Annotated in this window: 18 protein-coding genes and 1 tRNA gene; 7 read left to right on the top strand and 12 right to left on the bottom strand. The window is 70.1% G+C overall.

What is annotated here, in order from left to right; genetic code table 11:
* Positions 1 to 8 precede the first annotated feature (8 nt).
* The 3 genes from kdpC (at position 9) to ABD056_RS09115 (ending at position 4112) form a co-directional block, all read left to right on the top strand.
* On the top strand, positions 9 to 599 hold the full coding sequence (kdpC, locus tag ABD056_RS09125; protein WP_343866251.1) for a potassium-transporting ATPase subunit KdpC: 591 nt from the start codon (positions 9 to 11) through the stop codon (positions 597 to 599).
* A gap of 64 nt (positions 600 to 663) precedes the next feature.
* A complete protein-coding gene (locus ABD056_RS09120; protein WP_343866250.1) occupies positions 664 to 3414 on the top strand; it encodes an ATP-binding protein in 2751 nt (916 codons plus the stop codon).
* Positions 3411 to 4112 carry a response regulator gene (locus ABD056_RS09115; protein ID WP_343866249.1) on the top strand — a complete coding sequence of 234 codons (702 nt, stop codon included), beginning with the start codon at positions 3411 to 3413 and terminating at the stop codon, positions 4110 to 4112. Before ABD056_RS09120 ends, ABD056_RS09115 begins: the two co-directional genes overlap by 4 nt.
* Positions 4113 to 4561: 449 nt before the next feature.
* Here the strand turns inward: ABD056_RS09115 and ABD056_RS09110 are convergent.
* Positions 4562 to 4635: transfer RNA gene (locus tag ABD056_RS09110), tRNA-Gln, on the bottom strand.
* Between the two features lie 419 nt (positions 4636 to 5054).
* Positions 5055 to 6890 carry a phosphoenolpyruvate carboxykinase (GTP) gene (locus ABD056_RS09105; protein ID WP_343866248.1) on the bottom strand — a complete coding sequence of 612 codons (1836 nt, stop codon included), beginning with the start codon at positions 6888 to 6890 and terminating at the stop codon, positions 5055 to 5057.
* Positions 6891 to 7298: 408 nt separating this feature from the next.
* Between ABD056_RS09105 and ABD056_RS09100 the strand changes: the two genes are divergently transcribed.
* Positions 7299 to 8111: a ZIP family metal transporter gene (locus ABD056_RS09100; protein WP_343866246.1), complete on the top strand. Its 813-nt coding sequence runs from the start codon at positions 7299 to 7301 to the stop codon at positions 8109 to 8111.
* Positions 8112 to 8128: 17 nt separating this feature from the next.
* Here the strand turns inward: ABD056_RS09100 and coaA are convergent, their stop codons facing one another.
* The 7 genes from coaA to ABD056_RS09065 form a co-directional block, all read right to left on the bottom strand.
* A complete protein-coding gene (gene coaA, locus ABD056_RS09095) occupies positions 8129 to 9079 on the bottom strand; it encodes a type I pantothenate kinase (RefSeq protein WP_343866245.1) in 951 nt (316 codons plus the stop codon).
* Positions 9080 to 9268: 189 nt separating this feature from the next.
* Complete coding sequence (locus ABD056_RS09090; protein WP_343866244.1) at positions 9269 to 9904, bottom strand: LysE family translocator; 636 nt, start codon at positions 9902 to 9904, stop codon at positions 9269 to 9271.
* Positions 9905 to 9972: 68 nt separating this feature from the next.
* Positions 9973 to 10653, bottom strand: coding sequence for an NnrU family protein (locus ABD056_RS09085; protein WP_343866243.1), 681 nt, complete (start codon positions 10651 to 10653; stop codon positions 9973 to 9975).
* Positions 10654 to 10710: 57 nt separating this feature from the next.
* Positions 10711 to 11115, bottom strand: a complete 405-nt coding sequence (locus ABD056_RS09080) for a tellurite resistance TerB family protein (RefSeq protein WP_343866242.1) — start codon at positions 11113 to 11115, stop codon at positions 10711 to 10713.
* Positions 11116 to 11263: 148 nt separating this feature from the next.
* A complete protein-coding gene (locus ABD056_RS09075; protein WP_343866241.1) occupies positions 11264 to 14029 on the bottom strand; it encodes an ATP-dependent DNA helicase in 2766 nt (921 codons plus the stop codon).
* A 72-nt stretch (positions 14030 to 14101) separates the two neighbouring features.
* Positions 14102 to 14380 carry a type II toxin-antitoxin system RelE/ParE family toxin gene (locus ABD056_RS09070; RefSeq protein ID WP_343866240.1) on the bottom strand — a complete coding sequence of 93 codons (279 nt, stop codon included), beginning with the start codon at positions 14378 to 14380 and terminating at the stop codon, positions 14102 to 14104.
* Between the two features lie 11 nt (positions 14381 to 14391).
* The gene (locus ABD056_RS09065; protein WP_343866239.1) at positions 14392 to 14613 is read right to left on the bottom strand and encodes a TA system antitoxin ParD family protein; all 222 of its coding nucleotides are present in this window, start codon (positions 14611 to 14613) and stop codon (positions 14392 to 14394) included.
* A 143-nt stretch (positions 14614 to 14756) separates the two neighbouring features.
* Between ABD056_RS09065 and ABD056_RS09060 the strand changes: the two genes are divergently transcribed.
* Entirely contained in the window at positions 14757 to 16358 is a 1602-nt protein-coding gene (locus ABD056_RS09060) for a lysine--tRNA ligase (RefSeq protein WP_343866238.1), read from the top strand.
* A gap of 58 nt (positions 16359 to 16416) precedes the next feature.
* Here the strand turns inward: ABD056_RS09060 and ABD056_RS09055 are convergent, their stop codons facing one another.
* Positions 16417 to 17067, bottom strand: coding sequence for a helix-turn-helix domain-containing protein (locus ABD056_RS09055; RefSeq protein WP_343866237.1), 651 nt, complete (start codon positions 17065 to 17067; stop codon positions 16417 to 16419).
* A 137-nt stretch (positions 17068 to 17204) separates the two neighbouring features.
* Here ABD056_RS09055 and ABD056_RS09050 point away from each other — a divergent pair, with 137 nt between their 5' ends.
* Positions 17205 to 17855, top strand: coding sequence for a cation efflux transmembrane domain-containing protein (locus ABD056_RS09050; protein ID WP_343866236.1), 651 nt, complete (start codon positions 17205 to 17207; stop codon positions 17853 to 17855).
* A gap of 16 nt (positions 17856 to 17871) precedes the next feature.
* Here the strand turns inward: ABD056_RS09050 and ABD056_RS09045 are convergent, their stop codons facing one another.
* The gene (locus tag ABD056_RS09045) at positions 17872 to 18084 is read right to left on the bottom strand and encodes a hypothetical protein (RefSeq protein WP_343866235.1); all 213 of its coding nucleotides are present in this window, start codon (positions 18082 to 18084) and stop codon (positions 17872 to 17874) included.
* 182 nt (positions 18085 to 18266) lie between these two features.
* Here ABD056_RS09045 and ABD056_RS09040 point away from each other — a divergent pair, with 182 nt between their 5' ends.
* On the top strand, positions 18267 to 18728 hold the full coding sequence (locus tag ABD056_RS09040; RefSeq protein ID WP_343866234.1) for an Rrf2 family transcriptional regulator: 462 nt from the start codon (positions 18267 to 18269) through the stop codon (positions 18726 to 18728).
* Between the two features lie 24 nt (positions 18729 to 18752).
* Here ABD056_RS09040 and ABD056_RS09035 read toward each other — a convergent pair whose 3' ends face one another.
* Positions 18753 to 19616 (bottom strand): branched-chain amino acid aminotransferase, encoded by an 864-nt coding sequence (locus tag ABD056_RS09035; protein ID WP_343866233.1) that lies wholly within the window; start codon positions 19614 to 19616, stop codon positions 18753 to 18755.
* Positions 19617 to 19860 lie beyond the last annotated feature (244 nt).

Here is a 19860-nt window from a genome sequence, read left to right as displayed (position 1 = left end):
CAACCGCCATGCTCATCAAGACCCTGCGCTACGGCGCCCTGTATCTCGGTTTCACCGCCGTCCTCGGGATCGGCTACCCTTTGGCGATGACCGGCCTCGGCCAGGCCCTGTTTCCCGATCAGGCAAGCGGCAGCCTGATCCAACGGGACGACGGCACCGTGCTCGGCTCCGCGCTGCTGGGACAGAGCTTCACCCGGCCCGGGTACTTCCATGGACGGCCGTCCTATGCCGGCGACGGCTATGACGCGGCTTCCTCCGGTGCCTCCAACCTGGGCGCCACCAGCCGGGAACTCATCGCCGCCGTCACCGAGCGGACGGAGGCGGCCCGCGCCGCCGCCGGCCCGGGCGCCCCGACGGTGCCGGTGGATCTGGTCACCGGTTCCGGGTCCGGGCTCGACCCGCACATCTCGCCGGAGAGCGCCTCCTTCCAGGTGCCGCGTATCGCGGCCGCGCGCGGCCTGCCCGAGGCCCAGGTGCGGGCCCTGGTGGCGGAGCATGTCGAGGGCCGCACGCTTGGCATCCTCGGCGAGCCGCGGGTCAACGTGCTGGCGCTGAACATGGCGCTGGATGCCCTGGCCGGCGGGGCGCCGCCGCCATGACGGGGCTGGACCATGGTCGAGACCCTGTGGGATCGTCTCCGCGCCCTGTGGACAAGCCGAAGTCATGAGCGACGACACCACCCGCCCAGAACCCGACGCCCTGCTGACGGAAGTCCGCAAAGAGAACCGTGGGCGCCTGAAGATCTTCCTGGGTGCGGCGCCGGGGGTGGGCAAGACCTACGCCATGCTCCAGGCCGCCCACGAGCGGCGCAAGGAAGGCACCGACGTGCTGGCGGCCGTGGTGGAAACCCACGGCCGCCAGGAGACCGAGGCGCTGCTGCGCGGGCTCGTCATCCTGCCGCGCAAGCGCATCGGCTATCGCGGCCGGGTGTTCACCGAAATGGACCTCGACGCCCTGCTGCAGCGCCGTCCGACCCTCGCCCTGATGGACGAGCTGGCGCACACCAACGTGCAGGGCTCGCGCCACATCAAGCGCTGGCAGGACGTGGAGGAGATCCTCGACGCCGGCATCGACGTCTACACCACGCTCAACATCCAGCACCTGGAAAGCCTGAACGACATCGTCGAGCGCATCGCCAAGGTACGCGTGCGCGAGACGCTGCCCGACAAGGTGCTGGAGATGGCCGACGAGATCGAGCTTGTCGACCTGCCGCCCGATGCCCTCATCCAGCGCCTGTCGGAGGGCAAGGTCTACGTGCCCGAGCAGGCGCGGCGGGCGGTGCATCACTTCTTCTCGCGCGGCAACCTGACCGCCCTGCGCGAACTGGCCATGCGCACCGCCGCCGAGCGGGTCGATACCGAGATGCTCGCCTACATGCGCGCCCATGCGGTGCCGGGGCCGTGGCCGACCCGCGATCGCCTGATGGTCTGCCTGGACGACGGCGCCGGCGGTCAGGCGCTGGTGCGTACCGCCCGCCGCATGGCCGAGCGCGCCCGCATCCCGTGGATCGCCGTGCATGTGGAAACCCAGGCCGACGACCGCCTGGACGAGGACGCCCGCACCCGCCTGGACGATACCCTCCGCCTCGCCCAGCGGCTGGGGGCGGAGGTGGTCACCCTGCAGGGCGGGCCGCTGGTGGCGCGTGACCTGATCGCCTACGCCCGCAGCCGCAACGTCACCCGCATCCTGGTCGGGCGGGAGCGCCGGGGGGCGTGGCAGCGGTGGTTCGTCCGGTCGGTGCCGCAGGGGCTGCTGCGCCTCGGCCGCGACTTTGAAGTCACAGTGGTCGGCACCGAGGCGCGGGCCACCGCCCCCCGCCCGCTGCGGACCCAGGAGGAAACCAGCCGCCGCCGCACCCTTCTCGGGCTGCTGTGGGCCACCGCCGCCGTCGGCGCCGCCGGCGCGGTGGCGCGGGTGGTGGAGTTGTTCCTGCCGCTGCCCAACCTGTCGCTGGTGTTCCTGACCGCGGTGCTGCTGATCGCCGTGCGCTTCGGCCTGTGGCCGGCGCTCTATGCCGTCGGTTTGAGCCTCGCCGTCTACAACTACTTCTTCACCGCGCCCTATCTCACCTTCAGCGTCTACCATCAGGCCGACATCCTGACGCTGATGTTCTTCGTGCTGGTGGCCGTCATCACCGGGAACCTGGCCGGGCGGGTGCGGGCCCAGCTTGATGCCATCCGCCAGACCGCCCGCCGCAATGCCAACCTGTACGAGTTCAGCCGCAAGGTGGCCGCCGCCGCCAGCCTGGACGACGTGCTGTGGGCTGCGGTCCATCATGTGTCGTCGACCCTGACGGCGCGGTCGCTGGTGCTGCTGCCGCCGCAGCCGAGGGCGCCGGACCTGACCATCGCTGCCGGCTATCCGCCGGAAGACCGCATGTCAGACACCGACTGGGCCGCCGCTGACTGGGCCTGGAAGAACGAGCGGCCGGCGGGCTGGGGCACCGACACGTTGCCCGCCGCCGGCTACCTGTTCATGCCGCTGCGCACCGGGCGCGGCGTCATTGGTCTGCTGGGGGTGGCCTTCGACCGGCCGGGCAAGGCCCTGTCGCCGGAGCAGCAGCGGCTGCTGGGCGCGGTGGCCGACCAGTCCGCCGTCGCCATCGAACGCGCCCAGCTGGCTGGCGACATCGAGGAAGCGCGCCTGCTGTCGGAGACGGAGAACCTGCGTTCCGCCCTGCTGTCCTCCATCTCCCATGACCTGCGCACGCCGCTGGTCTCCATCATCGGATCGGCCACCACCCTGTCGGAGGTCGGCGAGCGGGTGTCGCCCGAGGATCGCCGCGAACTGGTCGGCACCGTGCTGGAGGAAGCCAACCGCCTCAACCGCTTCGTCCAGAACCTGCTCGACATGACGCGCCTCGGCTACGGCGCCATGCAGCCCCGGCGCGACTGGACCGACCTGCACGACGTGGTCGGGCGGGCAGTGCAGCGCCTGCGCGACGTGCTGGAACCGTTCCGCGTCAGCGTAGACATCGCGCCGGAAACGCCGCTGCTCTGGGCCGATCCGGTGCTGATGGAGCAGGTGCTGGTCAACGTGCTCGACAATGCCGCCAAGTATTCCCCCGCCAACGGCCTGATCGTGGTGGAGGCAGGGCCGCGGGACGGGGCGCTGGAGCTGCGGGTGGAGGACGACGGCCCCGGCATCCCGCCCGACGAGCGGGAGCTGGTGTTCGACATGTTCTACCGCGTCAAGGCACGCGACAGCCGCACCGCCGGCACCGGCCTCGGCCTGTCCATCTGCCGCGGGCTGATCGAGGCGCACGGCGGCACCATCGCCGCGGAGGAAGGCCGCGGCCAGCGCGGCGCCGCCATCGTCCTGCGCCTGCCGCTGGTGGCGCCGCCGGCCCTTGACGCCGCTGATGTCGAGCCCGACCCTGTCGCGGCACAGCAGCCGGGAGACGAGGGACAATGACGCGGGGCGAGACGGCGAAGATCCTGGTGGTGGACGACGAGGCGCAGATCCGCAAGTTCCTGCGCATCAGCCTGACCGCCCACGGTTACGAGGTGGTGGAAGCGCCGCGCGGCGAGGACGCCATCCGCAAGGTGGCGACCGAGCAACCCGACCTCATGGTGCTCGACCTCGGCCTGCCCGACATCGACGGCCAGGGCGTCATCCGCTCGGTGCGTGAATGGAGTGACGTGCCGATCCTGGTGCTGTCGGTGCGGGCCGGCGAGATGGACAAGGTGGAGGCGCTGGAAAGCGGTGCCAACGACTACGTCACCAAGCCCTTCGGTGTCGCCGAGCTGATCGCGCGGGTGCGCGTGCTGCTGCGCTCCCGCCCGGCGGCGGCCGGGTCGGCGGAGGCGACCACCTTCGAGACCGGCGGCCTGCGCCTGGATTTTCCCGGCCGGCGGGTGTGGGTGGGCGGCGAGGAGGTCAAGCTGACCCGCAAGGAGTTCGACCTCCTGCGCCTGCTCGCCCGCAACGCCGGCAAGGTGCTGACCCACGACCAACTGCTGCGCGAGGTGTGGGGGCAGGCCTATGTCAAGGAAACCCAGTACCTCCGCGTCCACATCGGCCATCTGCGCCAGAAGCTGGGCGACGACCCCAACGCCCCGCGGTTCGTATGGACCGAGCCCGGTGTGGGCTACCGGTTGATCGTGGAATAAGGGGCGGGCGCAGGGTCAGAGGAATAACGGCGACAACATCCACGGACAGGGGATGCTTCAGTACCATCACCATCGCGCCTTCACGCCGGCCGTCTGGTTATGCGTCCTGGATCTGCACACCGAATCCCCCAGTTAGGGCGCACGTCCGTAGCCTCCCCTCGTGCTTTGTCAGGATTGGCGGCGGCACCACCCCGTCCGCGGCCAGCCCCAGCGCCGTGGCGATGGACGGGCAGAGCGGGAACCGAGACGGCCTATAACTCTGGAACAAGGGCGCGCATCCACTCCGAGTCGGAGTTGCTGGCATAGCGGATGGTCCAGTCGCCTGGTCCACCACCTTCCGGGGCCGCAGCCGAGCGATGGGGAGGCCGAATAGGCAGAAGGCCTAGCTTTCGGGCTTGTCGCCGTCTTTGCTAGGCCTTCGCTAAGGCGTTGATCTACAACGCTTTCGGTGGCTGGGGGACCAGGACTCGAACCTGGACTAACGGAGTCAGAGTCCGCAGTTCTACCATTAAACTATCCCCCACCAGGGAGCCTACCGGATCGTCTTTTGGAGCAGTGCGTCCCGGCAGAGGCCGCGTATATAGCATCGTGCCCCCCGACTGTAAACACCTTTCGGAAAGATTTTTTGCTCTTCACCCAGTCCGCTGGAAGGGTCCGGGGACACCAACTCCCGACACGTGGGTCATCGCACACTTCCCACCCGGCCGTGGGGCGCCGTTGCCCGCACAAGAGCCTCTCCCGTGAAAGCATCTATGTGTGAGTCAGTGGCTTGGCCTTCCGGTCCGCGTCATCCTGGCCGAGCCAGTCAACGGCCGCACCCAGTCCTGGTGCTCCGTGATGGTGAACAGCCCGCTACGCCCCCTAAAAGCCGACGGCCCCGCCGGATGTCTCCGGCGGGGCCGCGGTGTGCTGGCGTCCGGCCTGGGGCCGGGGTGCCTCAGCTTACGAGGTGCGCGGGTCGCTGATCGACCACACCTCGGGGCTGCGCTCCAGGCGGGCGATGAGCATCTGCTGGTGCAGGCGCATCTCCTTCGGCAGACGGCCGTCGAACTGGTCGAACAGCTTGTCTTCCTCGTTGGCTTCGTCCAGCGCCACGGCCTTCTCGACGGCCATGATCTTCTCGAACTTGCCCTTCTCGAACTCGATGCCGTTCCATTCGATGTCCTCGTGGAACGGTTCCCAGCCGATCGGGCTTTCGACGGCGCGGGCGCGGCCGTGCACGCGGTCGACGATCCACTTCAGCACGCGCATGTTCTCGCCGAAGCCCGGCCAGATGAACTTGCCGTTCTCGTCCTTGCGGAACCAGTTGACGCGGAAGATCCGCGGCGGCTCCGGCAGCTTGCGGCCCATGTTCAGCCAGTGCGACCAGTAGTCGGCCATGTTGTAGCCGCAGAACGGCAGCATGGCCATCGGGTCGCGGCGCATGGCGGCCTGGCCGACGGCGGCGGCCGTCGCTTCCGAGCCCATGGTGGCGGCGAGGTAGACGCCGTGGCTCCAGTTGAAGGCCTGGAACACCAGCGGGAAGTTCTTCGACACGCGACCGCCGAAGATGAAGGCCGAGATGGGCACGCCCTTCGGGTTTTCCCACTCGGGGTCGATGGACGGGCACTGGCTGGCCGGGGCGGTGAAGCGGGCGTTGGGGTGCGCCGCGGGGCGGCCGCAATCCGGCGTCCAGTCCTGGCCCTTCCAGTCGATCAGGTGGGCCGGGGCGTCGTCGGTCATGCCTTCCCACCAGACGTCGCCGTCATCGGTGAGCGCGACGTTGGTGAAGATGGAGTTCTTCGCCAGCGACGCCATGGCGTTGGGGTTGGACTTTTCGTTGGTGCCGGGCGCGACGCCGAAGAAGCCGTATTCGGGGTTGATGGCGTGCAGCACGCCGTTCTCGTCCGGCTTGATCCAGGCGATGTCGTCGCCGACGGTGGAGACCTCCCAGCCCTCGAAGCCCTTGGGCGGGATCAGCATGGCGAAGTTGGTCTTGCCGCAGGCCGACGGGAAGGCGGCGGCCACATAGGTGCGCTGGCCCTGCGGGTTCTTCACGCCCAGGATGAGCATGTGTTCCGCCAGCCAGCCTTCATCGCGCGCCATGACCGAAGCGATGCGGAGCGCGAAGCACTTCTTGCCGAGCAGGGCGTTGCCGCCGTAGCCGGAGCCGAAGGACCAGATCTCGCGGGTTTCGGGGTAGTGGACGATGTACTTGTTGTCGGCATTGCACGGCCACGCGACGTCCTTCTGGCCGGCGTCCAGGGGCATGCCCACCGAATGCACGCAGGGAACGAACTCGCCGTCGTCGCCCAGCACGTCCAGCACCTTGCGGCCCATGCGGGTCATGATCTTCATGTTGACGGCGACATAGGCGCTGTCGGAGATCTCGACGCCGATGTGGGCGATCTTGGAGCCGAGCGGACCCATGCTGAACGGCACCACATACATGGTGCGGCCGCGCATGCAGCCGTCGAACAGCTTGTTCAGGGTGGCGCGCATCTCGGCCGGTTCGACCCAGTTGTTGGTCGGGCCGGCATCCTCGCGGCGCTGCGAGCAGATGAAGGTGCGGTCTTCAACGCGCGCAACGTCGCCCGGATCGGAGCGGCAGAGGTAGCTGTTCGGGCGCTTCTCCGCGTTCAGACGGATGAAGGTGCCGGAGTCCACCATCTCCTGGCAGAGGCGGTCATATTCCTCGTCGGAGCCATCGCACCAGTAAATCCGGTCAGGCTTCGTGAGTTTCGCAATCTCCTCCACCCAGGCAAGCAATTTGGCATTCTTGGTAGGCGCTTCGGTCATTACGGGTCTCCAATACCGACAATCGCCCAGCCGCCCGTCGCGTCACGGCGGCCGAGTCGGAACTCACCTATTCGTCTGCGTGCGGAAAAAACGCTGCGGGGGGACCGGAAGCCAGGGCCGGAACCCGAACGCGCGGCGACACCCGGGACCACAGGGCAGAACATGCCCTTCCTGGTCGTGGTTGCACCGTAGGAACCTCCCCGTCTCCTGCTCCCCGGGCCCGGCCGCCACTCGGCCCACCCGGCGAGACGTAAAGCAAGTGCCCCCCACCATAAGACGACGTTTGCGCCTCGGCAACGGGCCATACGTTATGCTTTGGCGACTTGTGCCCGACGGGGTACATCCGAAACGGGAAACCCCGCCCCCTCCCTTCGGTTCCATCCTTCCGACAAAATCCAGAGACGCCCCTTGGACAGCCTGATCGCCACCCTGGACACCCTGCCGCTCGTCACCCTCGGCCTCATCGCCAGCCTGATCGCCGGCTCCGCCGCCGGCATCGGCGCCCTGCCGGTGCTGGTGCTGCGGACCATCACGGTGCGGCAGCAGGACATCATGCTCGGCTTCTCCGCCGGGGTGATGCTGGCGGCCACCGCCTTCTCCCTGCTGCTGCCGGGGGTGGAGGCGGGCACCGACCTTTACGGCGGCACCCTGCCGGCCTTCCTGGTGGTGGCAGCCGGGGCGCTGATCGGCGCCGGCGGCCTGTGGGCCATCCACAACAGCCTGCCGCACGAGCATCTGGTGAAGGGGCCGGAGCACGTGGAGGGCCGCCAGGTGCGGCGCCTGTGGCTGTTCGTCATCGCCATCACCCTGCACAACTTCCCGGAAGGGCTGGCGGTGGGCGTTGGGTTCGGCGGCGGCAACGTGCAGAACGGCGTCACCCTGACCATCGGCATCTTCCTGCAGAACCTGCCGGAAGGGCTGGTGGTGGCGCTGTCCATGCTGGCGCTCGGCTACCGGCCGCTGCCGGCGGTGGGCATCGCGCTGGCCACCGGGGCGGTGGAAAGCATCGGCGGCTTCATCGGCGCCGGCGCCGTCGCCCTGGCCGAGCCGGTGCTGCCCTGGGGCCTCGCCATGGCCGGCGGCGCCATGCTGTTCGTGGTCAGCAACGAGATCATCCCGGAAACCCACCGCAACGGCCACGACACCGCCGCCACCTTCGGCCTGACGGTGGGCTTCCTGCTGATGATGGGTCTCGACGTCGGGCTCGGCGTCACCGATTGAGGGGGCCATGGCCGTGGTCATACCCGCCGCAGCCACACTTCATAGACGGCGTGGTCGCCGCCCTTGCGCAGCACCACGTCGGCGCGGGCGCGCGTCGGCAGCACGTTTTCCCGCAGGTTGACCAGGTTGATGGTCTCCCAGATGCGGCCGGCGGTGGCCTGCACCTCGTCCTCCGGCATGGCGGCATAGCGGTGGAAGTAGGCCTGGGGGTCCTGGAAGGCGGTCTTGCGCAGGGCGAGGAAGCGTTCCAGGTACCACGTCCGCAGGCTGTCCTCGTCGGCGTCGACGTAGATGGAGAAGTCGAAGAAGTCGGAGACGAACGGCCTGTGCTCGCCCTCGGCCGGCAGCGGGCCGACCTGCAGCACGTTCAGGCCCTCCAGGATGACCACCTCGGCCTCCTCTACCGTCACGCTGGCGTCCGGGACGATGTCGTAGGTCTGGTGGCTGTAGACCGGCGCCTGGGCCGGGCGGCCGAGGCGGATGTCGGTGAGGAAGGCGATCAGCGCCTTCAGGTCGTAGGTGCCGGGGAAGCCCTTGCGGTTCATCAGGCCGCGCTCCTGCAGCACGGCGTTGGGCAGCAGGAAGCCGTCGGTCGGCACCAGCGCCACCTTGCGGCCCTCGGCCCGCAGCAGGGCGGCGAGGACGCGGGCGGTGGTGCTCTTGCCCACCGCGACGCTGCCGGCGAGGCCGACGATGAACGGCCCGTGGCGGTCCACCCGGCGCGACAGCTGGGCGCGGCGGCGGCGCAGGTCCCAGCGGGCGCCCATGTGGGTGACCAGCAGCTCGACCAGCGGCATGTAGACCCTCTCCACCTCGGCGACGGTGAGGGGTTCGTTGAGGCCGCGCAGGCGGTCGATGTCCTGCGTCGTCAGGGGCGGAGCCGCACCGCCCCAGCCGCCCGCCCATTCGGGCACGGAGAAGCGATCGAACAGCGGCCCCACGGTACCGCTTCCGGAAACGAGCGTCACGGGTCGGTCCTCCCTACGCACACGACCCCACCCGCAGGCCCCACACCTTCGGGCGGTTCGCGGGCGACAGAATGGCGGCTTGAGCGGCGGAAGGCAATGGGGAGGTTGGGCGCTACGATGCTTCCGGCGGATGGCAGACCTGCTGCGTGTGGGGGCAGACCACGGGGATTCCCGCCCCTTCTCCTGCCCTCACCGCCGCGCCCACAGCCCCGGCAGGCTGGCGGTCAGGGCGTTGACGGCGAAGCCGACGAACAGGGCGCCGGTGGCGCGGATGATCCAGACGTCGTGGCGGCGGTAGACCGCCTTCAGGCCGGACAGACCGGTCAGCCACACCAGGATCACGTCGGCGGCCAGGAACCCCAGGAAGGCTGCCGCCAGCAGTTCCGGCGCCACGCTCCAGGTCAGCGAGTCGGAGCGGTCGGCGAGCAGGGCGGTGAACATGGCCAGCGCCACGGGATAGCCCTTGGGGTTGGTGACGCCGAACAGCAGGCCGCGGCGGAACGGGCTGCGGGTGACGAAGCCGCCGCCCGACTCGTCGCCCTTGCGCACCATCAGCGCCCTAACCCCCAGGTACAGCAGATAGGCGCCGCAGGCCACCCCCAGCAGGTCGAACACCAGCGGGCTGACGGTGCGGGCGCCGATGATGGCGGCCAGTGCCATCACCGTCCACAGCAGGTCGCCGACCAGATGGCCGGACAGGAAGCCGAAGCTGGCCCGCCGTCCCTGGCTCACCCCGATGCCGAGCACCGCCAGGAACGCCGGCCCCGGCGTCAGCACATAAATCGCACCGGCCGCGGCGGCCAGGAACAGGATCATCGGGTCCATGAAGGGGCTCGCAGGGAGTGAGAGGCGGCACCAATCATCCGCCAGCCCCGCCCCCCCGCGCAAGGGCCTCAGCCGGGCAGTGGGGAGACGCCGAACAGCCACGGGTGGGCGGCCACCGCCGCCGCCGCCAGCACCAGGCCGAGTACGATCCGCAGCGGGCCGATCTCGCGCAGGGAGGTGCGGGCGCGGCCCTGCGCCAGGGCGACGAAAGGCAGCCGCGAGGTGGTGGCGGCCAGCCGGGCGAAGCCCTCCGGCGCCTCGCGGGCCTTGCGGCGGTCGAGCAGCACCATGCCGGCCTGCGCCACCACCAGCACCGTGCCGAACAGCAGGATGGAGGCAAGGTCGCCGTTGGCCAGCAGATGCGCCACCGCCCACAGGCTGAAGGCCCACATCATCGGGTGGCGGGTGACGGCGATGATGCCGGTCGCCCGACCTTCCGCCAGCGCCTTGCCGGTGGGGCCGGCGGTCGGGTTGGGGGTCGCCACCGACAGCACCAGCAGCACGAAGGCCAGCGGCACCAGGATCAGCGCCAGATGCGCCATGCCGGGCGGCGGCTGCCACACCGGCACGAAGGGCGCCCGGCCGTAGGCGTAGCCCATCCACACCAGCGCCGCCAGCGACACCAGGGAGTAGATGCCGAGGTAAGGCCCCTGCCCCAGCCGGCCGATCAGCCACGGCCGCAGCGGTGACGGGCTGACCACCAGATGCGACGCCAGGAACAGCAGGCAGGCCAGGGCGAGCGAGGTCATGCGGCGCGTCCTCCGGCAGACAGGCAGCAGGCAGGCGGGCGGTCGGGCGGTGCGGCCTTACGGCTTGCGATGGCGGACGACGGCGCCACGTTCGATGGCGGCGGCGGTCAGGCGGTCGACGTCCAGCATGTGGCGGACCATTTCGAGGATGCGCAGTTCTTCCTGCCGCAGCTGGCCGTCGGAGACCGCCACGTCCACCGCCAGGGCGTAGGCGGTTTCGTTCAGCTTGTCGGGCAGGGCGTTGCGGACCATCTCCAGCGCCTCTTCCAGACCGTCTTCCTTGGACAGGTAACGGCCGCAGTCCTCGGCGACGGCGGTGATGTGCTCGGGGTCGAAATCCTGGAACACCGGCAGCGACTGCACGATGTTGCCCATGGTCCGCAGTTCCTCGTCCTTGAGGTCGCCATCGGCGGCGGCGGTCAGCACCATGGTGTAGATGAGGGCGTCGTGATGGCTGATCATGTGAGCGTCGTCTCCTGTTGCGCCGTCAGTCCAGACCCCCGGACCGCGCCCTGAGTCTCCCCCGCCCCACCGGAGCGGTCAAGCGCGACCGTGCCGGCGGTCGGACACAAACGCTTGAAACATGGGAGCTATTGCCCCACCCGACGGATCACCGCCCGAAGAAGGCGCGGGTGGCCGCCACCGCCTGGGCCAGCCCCACCCGCTCCACCGTCACGCCCTCGGGGAAGGCGCCGAGCAGGCGGGTCGGCATCATGGGGTCGAGCAGCACGAACACGCCGCGGTCGTCGGCCCGCCGCACCAGCCGGCCGAACGCCTGCTTCAGGCGCAGGCGGGCGATCATGTCGTCGTAGGCCTTGCCGCCGAAGTGGGCCCGCCGCGCCTTGTGCAGGATGTCCGGGCGCGGCCACGGCACGCGGTCGAACACCGCCAGGCGCAGGCTCTGGCCGGGCACGTCGACGCCGTCGCGCAGGGCATCGGTGCCGAGCAGGCAGGCATGGTCCTCGCCGCGGAAGATCTCCACCAGGGTGGCCGTGTCCATGCCGTCCACGTGCTGGGCGTGCAGCGGGATGTGGGCGGCATCCAGGGCCGGGGCGATGCGCTCGTACACCGCCCGCAGGCGCGAGATGGCGGTAAACAGCCCGAGGCCGCCGCCGCCCGAGGCCAGGAACAGCTCCCGGTACGCCGCCGCCACCTGGTTCATGTCGTCCTTGCGCACGTCGGTGACGACGTAGACGCGGGTCTGCGCCGGGTAGTCGAAGGGCGACGGCACCGCCGCCCGCACCGTCGCCGAGGCCACATGCACGGCGCCGGTGCGCCGTTCCGCCGCCGCCCAGTCGGCATCGGCATCGCCGGACCCGTCGCGCAGGGTGGCGGAGGTGATGAGCACCCCCTGCGCCGGCTCCACCACGCCCTTGGCGAAGGGGATGGTGGGGTCGATCCAGTGGCGGTGCATGCCGATGTCGACGTCGCGGCCGTCGATGCGGTCGACGGCGAACCAGTCGACGAAATCGGGCGGCGTCTCCTGCCCCAGGCTCGCCAGCATGGCCCGCCACGCCGCGATGGGCATGACGGCGCGGCGCTCCAGGCTCTTCATCAGGCTTTCCATGCGCAGGCGCTGGGCGGCGTCCAGGTCGGCCGCCTCGTCGTCCAGGCGGGCGTCGAGCGCCTTGCCGAGGGCCTTCAGGGGTTCCTCCAGCCGCGCCAGCGCCGCTTCCAGCGCCACCGCCGCCTCCAGCAGGCCGGGGATGGGGCTGACCGCCTCCGTCTCCAGGCTGTAGGGGCCGCGGCTGTCGGGGCTGCGGGCATAGACCTGGTCGCGCACCAGCGCCAGGAAGCTTTCCGCCGGGCCGTGCGGCTGGCCGTCCACCACCCGCATGTGCCAGGCCGGGCCGGGCAGGATGCGGGCGGCGTGGAGGATCGCCTGCAGCGCATCCGCCGCCGGCTGGTCGTCGGCCACCAGATCCTCCGCCCGCCGCTTAAGGCCACGGGCGCGCGAGCGGGTAGTGTCGCCCTCCGCCCCCAGCAGCCAGCGGCGCAATTCGGCGGTCTCGAAGCCGCTCAGGTGGGCGGAGAAGGCGCTGTCGGCGGCATCGAAGACGTGGTGGCCTTCGTCGAACACATAGCGGGTCGGCATCAGCCGCTCGTCCAGCCCGCCGAGCGCCGCCTGCACCATCACCAGGGCGTGGTTGGCGACGACGATGCGCGCCCGCCGCGCCCGTCGCACGGCGCGTTCGATGAAGCACTTGTCGTAGTGGCTGCAGGCGGAGAACACGCATTCCCCGCGCCGGTCCGCCAGCCCGACCGTCTGCGGCTTGCCCAGGATGTCGGTCAGCCAGCCGGGGAAGTCGCCGCCCACCAGGTCACCGTCGCGGGTCGCCAGGGCCCACCGCGCCATCAGGCCGAGCGCCACCGTCTGCCGCGGGTTGCGGCCGAGGCCCATGATCGACTCTTCCAGGTTCAGCAGGCAGAGGTAATTCTCCCGCCCCTTGCGCACCACCACCCGCAGCGCCTTGTCGGCGGGGTCGGGGCACAGGCGGTCCAGTTCGGCATCCAGCTGGCGCTGCAGGTTGCGGGTGTAGGTGGCGATCCACACCGCGCCCTCGTTCACCTCCGCCCACACGCTGGCGGGCGCGATGTAGCCGAGGGTCTTGCCGACGCCGGTGCCCGCCTCGGCCAGCACCAGCCGGGGTTCGCCCTCGGCATCGCGGGGCTGGAAGGCGTGGGCGGCGGCGGCGGCATAGTCCACCTGCTGCGGCCGTTCCTCGGCGCCGGGACCGAGCAGCCGGGCCAGCCGCTCGCGCGCCTGGGCGGGGCTGACCGGGCGGTTGCCGGCCGGCGGCTCCGGTGCGTGTTCGGGCGTTTCCGGCAGCCGCTCCCACACCCGCAGGCCGGCGGCGACGTTGGCGCGGTGCGGCGCATCGCCATGGACGCCGATGGCCGCCAGCACCGACGGCGCCCACCCCCACCCCGCCTGCCCCATGCCCCAGGCGAGGTCGCGCATGGCGGTCTGGGCCTTGGGGGCGCAGGTGGCAGCCTCGCGAAGCAGGCGGCGGATGATCTCGATGAGGGCCGGGGCCTCGTCCTCCAGGCTGTCCGGCCGCGGCAGCCCGACCGCCTCCGCCAGGCCGCGCACGGTGGGCAGGCAGAAGGCGGCGGGGCGGATGAAGGCGAACAGCTCCAGCACGTCGAAGGCGTGGAAGGGATCGCTCTTCAGCCGCGCGCCGACGGCGGGGGCATGGACCAGAATGGGATGCTCCCGCCGCGCCCGCGCCGCCGCCTGATCGTGACGCAGGGTGGCGAGTTCGCCGTCGGGGGTGAGCATGACCGCATGACGCAGCCCGGCCACCAGCACCGGGCTCGGCGGGATCACGAGTCGCGGCTGTCGCGCCGCCGCTGCTGGGGCATCGGGTGTCATGGCGGCGGAGTATAGTGCGCAGGGACGGCGGATGCACCTGCGGGGTGGACGCAGGCGAGCGCGCCCGCCAGCCTAATCGCGCTTCAGGTCGCGGTAGAAGTTCTCGTGGGTGCCGATGGCCTGCAGCGTGATGGTGCCGCCGTCGTCGCTGACGGAATAGGCCAGCAGCATCAGGGTGGTCTGGTAGCGGTACTTATGCACCCGCGTGCCGGCAAGGTCACCGACCTTCATGGCCCCTACGGCAGGGTCGGCGACCACCGCCCGGATGGCATCGTGCAGGGCCGCCTTTTCCGCCGGCCGCATCTTCTTCGCCGCTTTCTGAAAGCGCGGCAGGGCGACCAGATGCGTCACCGCGTCACGCCTCACTCATCCAGGCTGTAGGGTTCGGCAAGGCCCGCCTTCTCTTCTTCCTTCGCGAGAAGAATGTCCTGGATGAAGCTGCCGGGCAGGTCGGGGTTTTCCTCCGCCGCCTTGCCGAGGCGGGCCCAGTGCTCGATCTGCTTCGACACGGAGCGGTGCAGGGCCGCCGCGTGCGGGCGAGCGGCGTCCACCAGGTCGGTGGAGAGCTTCAGGGCGGTGGGCATGGCAGCAGTCTCCAAGGGGCCAGCACGGAGTATGGGGCTGCCGGTTTCATTCTGCAACCCGATCCCCCCGCCATTGACGCACGCCCGCACGCGGCATAGCTTGGCGGCCTTCCCGTCAACCCGTCTCATTGGAACAGACGAGCATGTCCGATCTCCGCGATCTCGCCCTCGCCTCGAACGCCTGGCCCTTTCAGGAGGCCCGCGTCCTGCTCGAGCAGCGGCTGAAGGGGGAGAAACCGGCGAAAGGCTACGTGCTGTTCGAAACGGGCTACGGCCCCTCGGGCCTGCCGCACATCGGCACCTTCGGCGAGGTGGTGCGCACCACCATGGTGCGCCGCGCCTTCGAGCTGATCACCGGCGGCGACGTGCCGACGCGCCTGTTCGCCTTCTCCGACGACATGGACGGCCTGCGCAAGGTGCCCGACAACATCCCCAACAAGGATGTGGTGCGCGAGCACCTGGGCAAGCCGCTGACGCGCATTCCCGACCCCTTCGGCACCCACGAGAGCTTCGGCCACCACAACAACGCCCGCCTGCGCGGCTTCCTCGACAGCTTCGGCTTCGAGTACGAGTTCCAGTCGGCCTCCGACTACTACATGTCGGGCAAGTTCGACGGCGGCCTGAAGCGCGTCAACGAATGCTACGACGCCATCATGGACGTCATGCTGCCGACGCTGGGCGAGGAACGCCGCCAGACCTACTCGCCCTTCCTGCCGGTCAGCCCGACCACCGGGCGGGTGCTGCAGGTGGCCATCCTCGACCGCGACGTGGAGAACGGCCTCATCACCTTCGAGGACGAGGACGGCACCCGCGTCACCCAGTCCATCTACAAGGGCGGCTGCAAGCTGCAGTGGAAGTGCGACTGGGGCATGCGCTGGTACGTGCTCGGCGTCGATTACGAGATGTCGGGCAAGGATCTCATCCCCTCGGTCGAACTGGCGTCGAAGATCTGCCGCATCATGGGCGGCACGCCGCCGCAGAACCTGACCTACGAGCTGTTCCTCGACGACAAGGGCCAGAAGATCTCCAAGTCCAAGGGCAACGGCCTGTCGGTTGAGGAGTGGCTGACCTACGCGCCGGAGGAAAGCCTGGCGCTGTACATGTACCAGAAGCCCAAGGCGGCCAAGCGCCTGTACTTCGACGTCATCCCCAAGGCGGTGGATGAATACCTGACGTGGTGCGAGAAGTTCCCCGAGCAGGAGCCGAAGGACCGCCTCGCCAACCCCGCCTGGCACATCCACCACGGCCAGCCGCCGGCCCTGAAGGCGCACCTGTCGTTCGGCATCCTGCTGAACCTGGCCGGCGTCGCCCATTCGGAAGACCCGGCGGTGCTGTGGCACTACATCACCCGCTACGCCCCCGAGGCGAGCCCCGAGTCGGCGCCCATGCTGGACCGGCTGGTGACCTATGCCATCCGCTACTACAAGGACTTCGTGCTGCCGGCCAAGGTCTACCGCAAGGCGACCGAGGCGGAGACGGCGGCGCTGAAGGATCTGCGCGACGGCCTCGCCGCCGTGCCGGCGGACCAGCGCACCGACGCCACCGAACTGCAGAACGTGGTCTATGCCGTCGGCAAGGCCCACGCCGGCACCTTCCCCGAACTGCGGACGTGGTTCCAGTGCCTGTATCAGGTGCTGCTGGGCCAGGACCAGGGGCCGCGCATGGGCTCGTTCTTCGCGCTCTACGGCGTCGAGGAATCGCTGGCGCTGCTCGACAAGGCCATCGCCGGGGAAGACCTGGGGTAAGGCCAGGAGAATGGGCCGGCGCCGCAGTGATCGTCGCGGCGCCGGCCCTGTTTCCGTCCTACCGTCCCTTGGCCAGCACGGCGAGGTAGCGGCAGGTCGCCGGGCCGGGGTTGTGGACGGCACCGCCGCGCGACAGGCACAGGCGCAGGCAGTCGCCGGCATCCAGCTGGTGAGTCTCGCCCGCCACCGTCACCAGCACCGTACCCTCCAGCACCACCAGATGCTGGGTTGCCCCGAAGGCGCCGGTGGGGCCGTAGGTGACATCGGCATAGGGCGGAAACTCGATCTCGACGATCTCCACCGGCGAGCCGTCGCCGGGCGGCGACAGCACCCGGCGCAGGTAGCCGGAGCCGGGATCGTGCCACACCGGCTGCTCGATCCGCCGCAGCAGCGCCGTGCCGCCGGCGGCCACCACCGCCACGCCGCCGTCCCCCTCCGCCGCCGCCGCGCCGGGGCCGGCCGAAACGGGGCCGTCGGGCGCCATCACCGCCGTCATGGTCAGGCCGAGTGCCGTGCAGATGCGGCCGAGCAGCACCGTCGTCGGGTGGCTGCGGCCGTTTTCGATGCGGGCCAACTTGGCGCGGGTGATGCCGATGCGCGCCGCCGCCTCGCCCTCGCTGAGGCCGAGTTCCTCGCGCCGCGCCCGCAGGCGGCGGGCGATGCGGTCGTCGACGCCGACGGCGGCGGCTGTGATCTCGTCCTCGTCCATGGCGGTGACAGTCGTCCCAACCGCGCGGCAAATCAAGCCCGGCTTCCGCAGGGGCTTGCCGGTGCCGCCGCAGGCTCTTGCCGGCAGCACCGGTCGCCGCTAGATTAGGGAATGTTCATGTAACGGAGAATGCTGCCATGTCCGGCTGCGGCTGCGGTTCCGTGTGCCCGACCACCGCCCGGCGCAATGCCGCCTTCCGCCGCGTGCTGTGGATCGTGCTGGCGCTGAACGCCGTCATGTTCCTGGTGGAAGGCATTGCCGGCTGGCTCGGCCGGTCGGCGGCGCTGCAGGGCGACTCGCTCGATTTCCTGGGGGATGCCGCCAACTACGGCATCGCCCTGTTCGTGCTCGGCCGGTCGGTGACGTGGAAGGCGGGCTCGGCGCTGGTGAAGGGGCTGACCATGGCCGCCTTCGGCGTCTTCGTGCTCGCCATGGTGGGCTGGCGGGCGATGACCGGCACGGTGCCGGAGCCGCTGGTGATGGGCGGCATCGGCTTCCTCGCCCTGGCGGTGAACGTGGCCGCCGCCCTGCTGCTCTACCGCTATCGCGAGGGCGACGCCAACATGCGGTCGGTGTGGATCTGCTCGCGCAACGATGCCATGGCCAACGTGGCGGTCATCGTCGCCGGCGGGGTGGTGATCGCCACCGGCCAGGGCTGGGCCGACTGGCTGGTGGGCCTGTTCATCGCCGGCCTGTCGCTGCAGGGCGCCCACAGCATCATCCGCCACGCCAGCCGAGAGCTGAAGGACGCCCGCGCCGGCCTCACCCCCGCTTCCCCCGTCGCCTGAGCGGCACAGCAGCGCTTCAGGCGAAGACCCGCATCTCGACCAGGGTGAGCACGGTCAGCGCCAGCAGGCCGAGCGACAGAACGCCGCGCGCGAACCACTGGTAGATGAGGCCCGGCGCATCCGGGCTCCAGCGCTTGCCGGCGCCGGCGAAGTAGGCGGCGCCGGTGAACAGGCCGGCGAAGAACAGGCCGACGAGGGCAACCAGGCTGACCAGGACGATCTCGATCATGGCGCTTCCCCTTGGTGGTGGCGTCGCTACGAGCCGGCGACCCGCCGGCTGGGCTCTAAAGATGAGGCTGGCAAGCAGCCAGCCGGGGCTTTAAAGATGCGTTTGAGATATATATTTAAGGCGCCCGACCGGCAAAGCAATATGTCGGATACATCTTTAACCGCCGTTCCCGCGGGGATGCCATGCGCCTGACGCAACACACCGACTACGCCCTGCGCCTGCTGATCGCGCTGGCCGTCCGGCAGCAGCGGGCGGCGGCGACCGGCCAGCCGGACACCATCACCATCCGCGAGGTGGCGGACCGCTATGCCATCTCCCGCAACCATCTGATGAAGGTGGCGAACGAACTGACGCGGGCTGGCGTGGTGGAGGGACTGCGCGGCCGTGGCGGCGGCCTGCGGCTGGCGCGGCCGGCGGCCGACATCGGCATCGGCGCCGTGGTGCGGGCGCTGGAAGACCCGCGCGACCTGGTGGAATGCTTCCGGCCGGAGACCAACACCTGCCGCATCGCCCCGGCCTGCCGCCTGAAAGGCGTCATGGCGCAGGCGCAGGACGCCTTCCTGAGCGTACTCGACGGCGCCACCCTGGCCGATGTGGTGGCGCAGCCGGCCGCCCTGGAAGACCTGCTGCAGATGGCGGAGTGATGCCCCCGCCCGGCGCGGCGGCCCTTACGGCGCGCCGTGCTGGCGGGCATACTCCCAGTACAGCGCCCGCGCCCGTTCATAGAAGGCGCCGGGGCGCAGGTCGCGGTCGGCGATGCGGCGGCACCAGCCCAGCTTCTGGTAGTTGCCGGTGGCGAAGACCTCGTCCGCCTCGTGGACGTCGCGCCAGGTGACGGCGCGCTCGATCACCTCCACCCCGTCGTCGCGCAGCAGCTGGATCACCCGCTGGCGGGTCAGGCCGTTGAGGAAGGTGCCGTTCCACTGCGGCGTGATGACCGCATTGCCCTTGGCCAGGAACAGGTTGGTATAGGCGAATTCCGCCACGTTGCCGGCGGGGTCGAGCATCACCGCCGTGTCATAGCCGGCATCCTTGGCCTCGGCGACGGCGCGGGCGGTGTTGGGGTAGAGGCAGCTGGCCTTGGCCTCCGTCGGCGCCATGTCGCGGGCCGGGCGGCGGAAGCTCGACAGCATGGCGCTGAAGCCGGTGGGCGGCGGCAGCGGCGAGCTGTAGACCGACAGGGCGAAGCGGGTGGCGTCCGGGTCCGGCATGATGAAGCCGTGGTCGCCCCAGAACAGCGGGCAGATGTAAAGCTGCGCATCGCGCGGGAAGCGGCGGATGCCTTCCCACGCCAGTTCGGCGATCTCCGCCCCGGTCAGCATGGGGCGCATGCCGAGCACCCGCGCCGAGCGCACCGACCGTTCGCAATGCAGCAGCAGATCAGGGGCGACGCCGTCGAAGTAACGGGCGCCGTCGAACACCACCGCGCCCAGCCAGACGCCATGGGTGCGCGGCCCGAGCAGCTTCGGGTTGCCGACATGCCAGTCGCCGTCGGCGTAGACGAGTCCCTCCGTCGCGATATGCCCGTTCATGGCGCTCCTCGATCTTCGTTCGTTTGCGGTCTTGTTTGGCAGGAACGATCAGCATAGTCACGGAGCCGCAGGCTTGTCCAACGGACCAATGGATCAGGGCGGGCTCAGACGCCGGCCGCGGCGGCCCGTCGTCGCCACGCCTCCGCCCGCTCGCGCGCCCAGGCCAGCCGCGCCGCCGCCTCGGCCAGGGCGGGATGCGAGAGGCAGCGGCCGGCGGCGGCGCGCAGACGGCAGAGGTCGTGCC

Origin of the sequence: Caenispirillum bisanense (assembly GCF_039523075.1) — a bacterium.
Lineage (GTDB): Bacteria > Pseudomonadota > Alphaproteobacteria > Rhodospirillales > Rhodospirillaceae > Caenispirillum > Caenispirillum bisanense.
The sequence above is the reverse complement of the archived record's forward strand: the minus strand, read 5'-3'. Positions and strand labels throughout refer to the sequence as shown.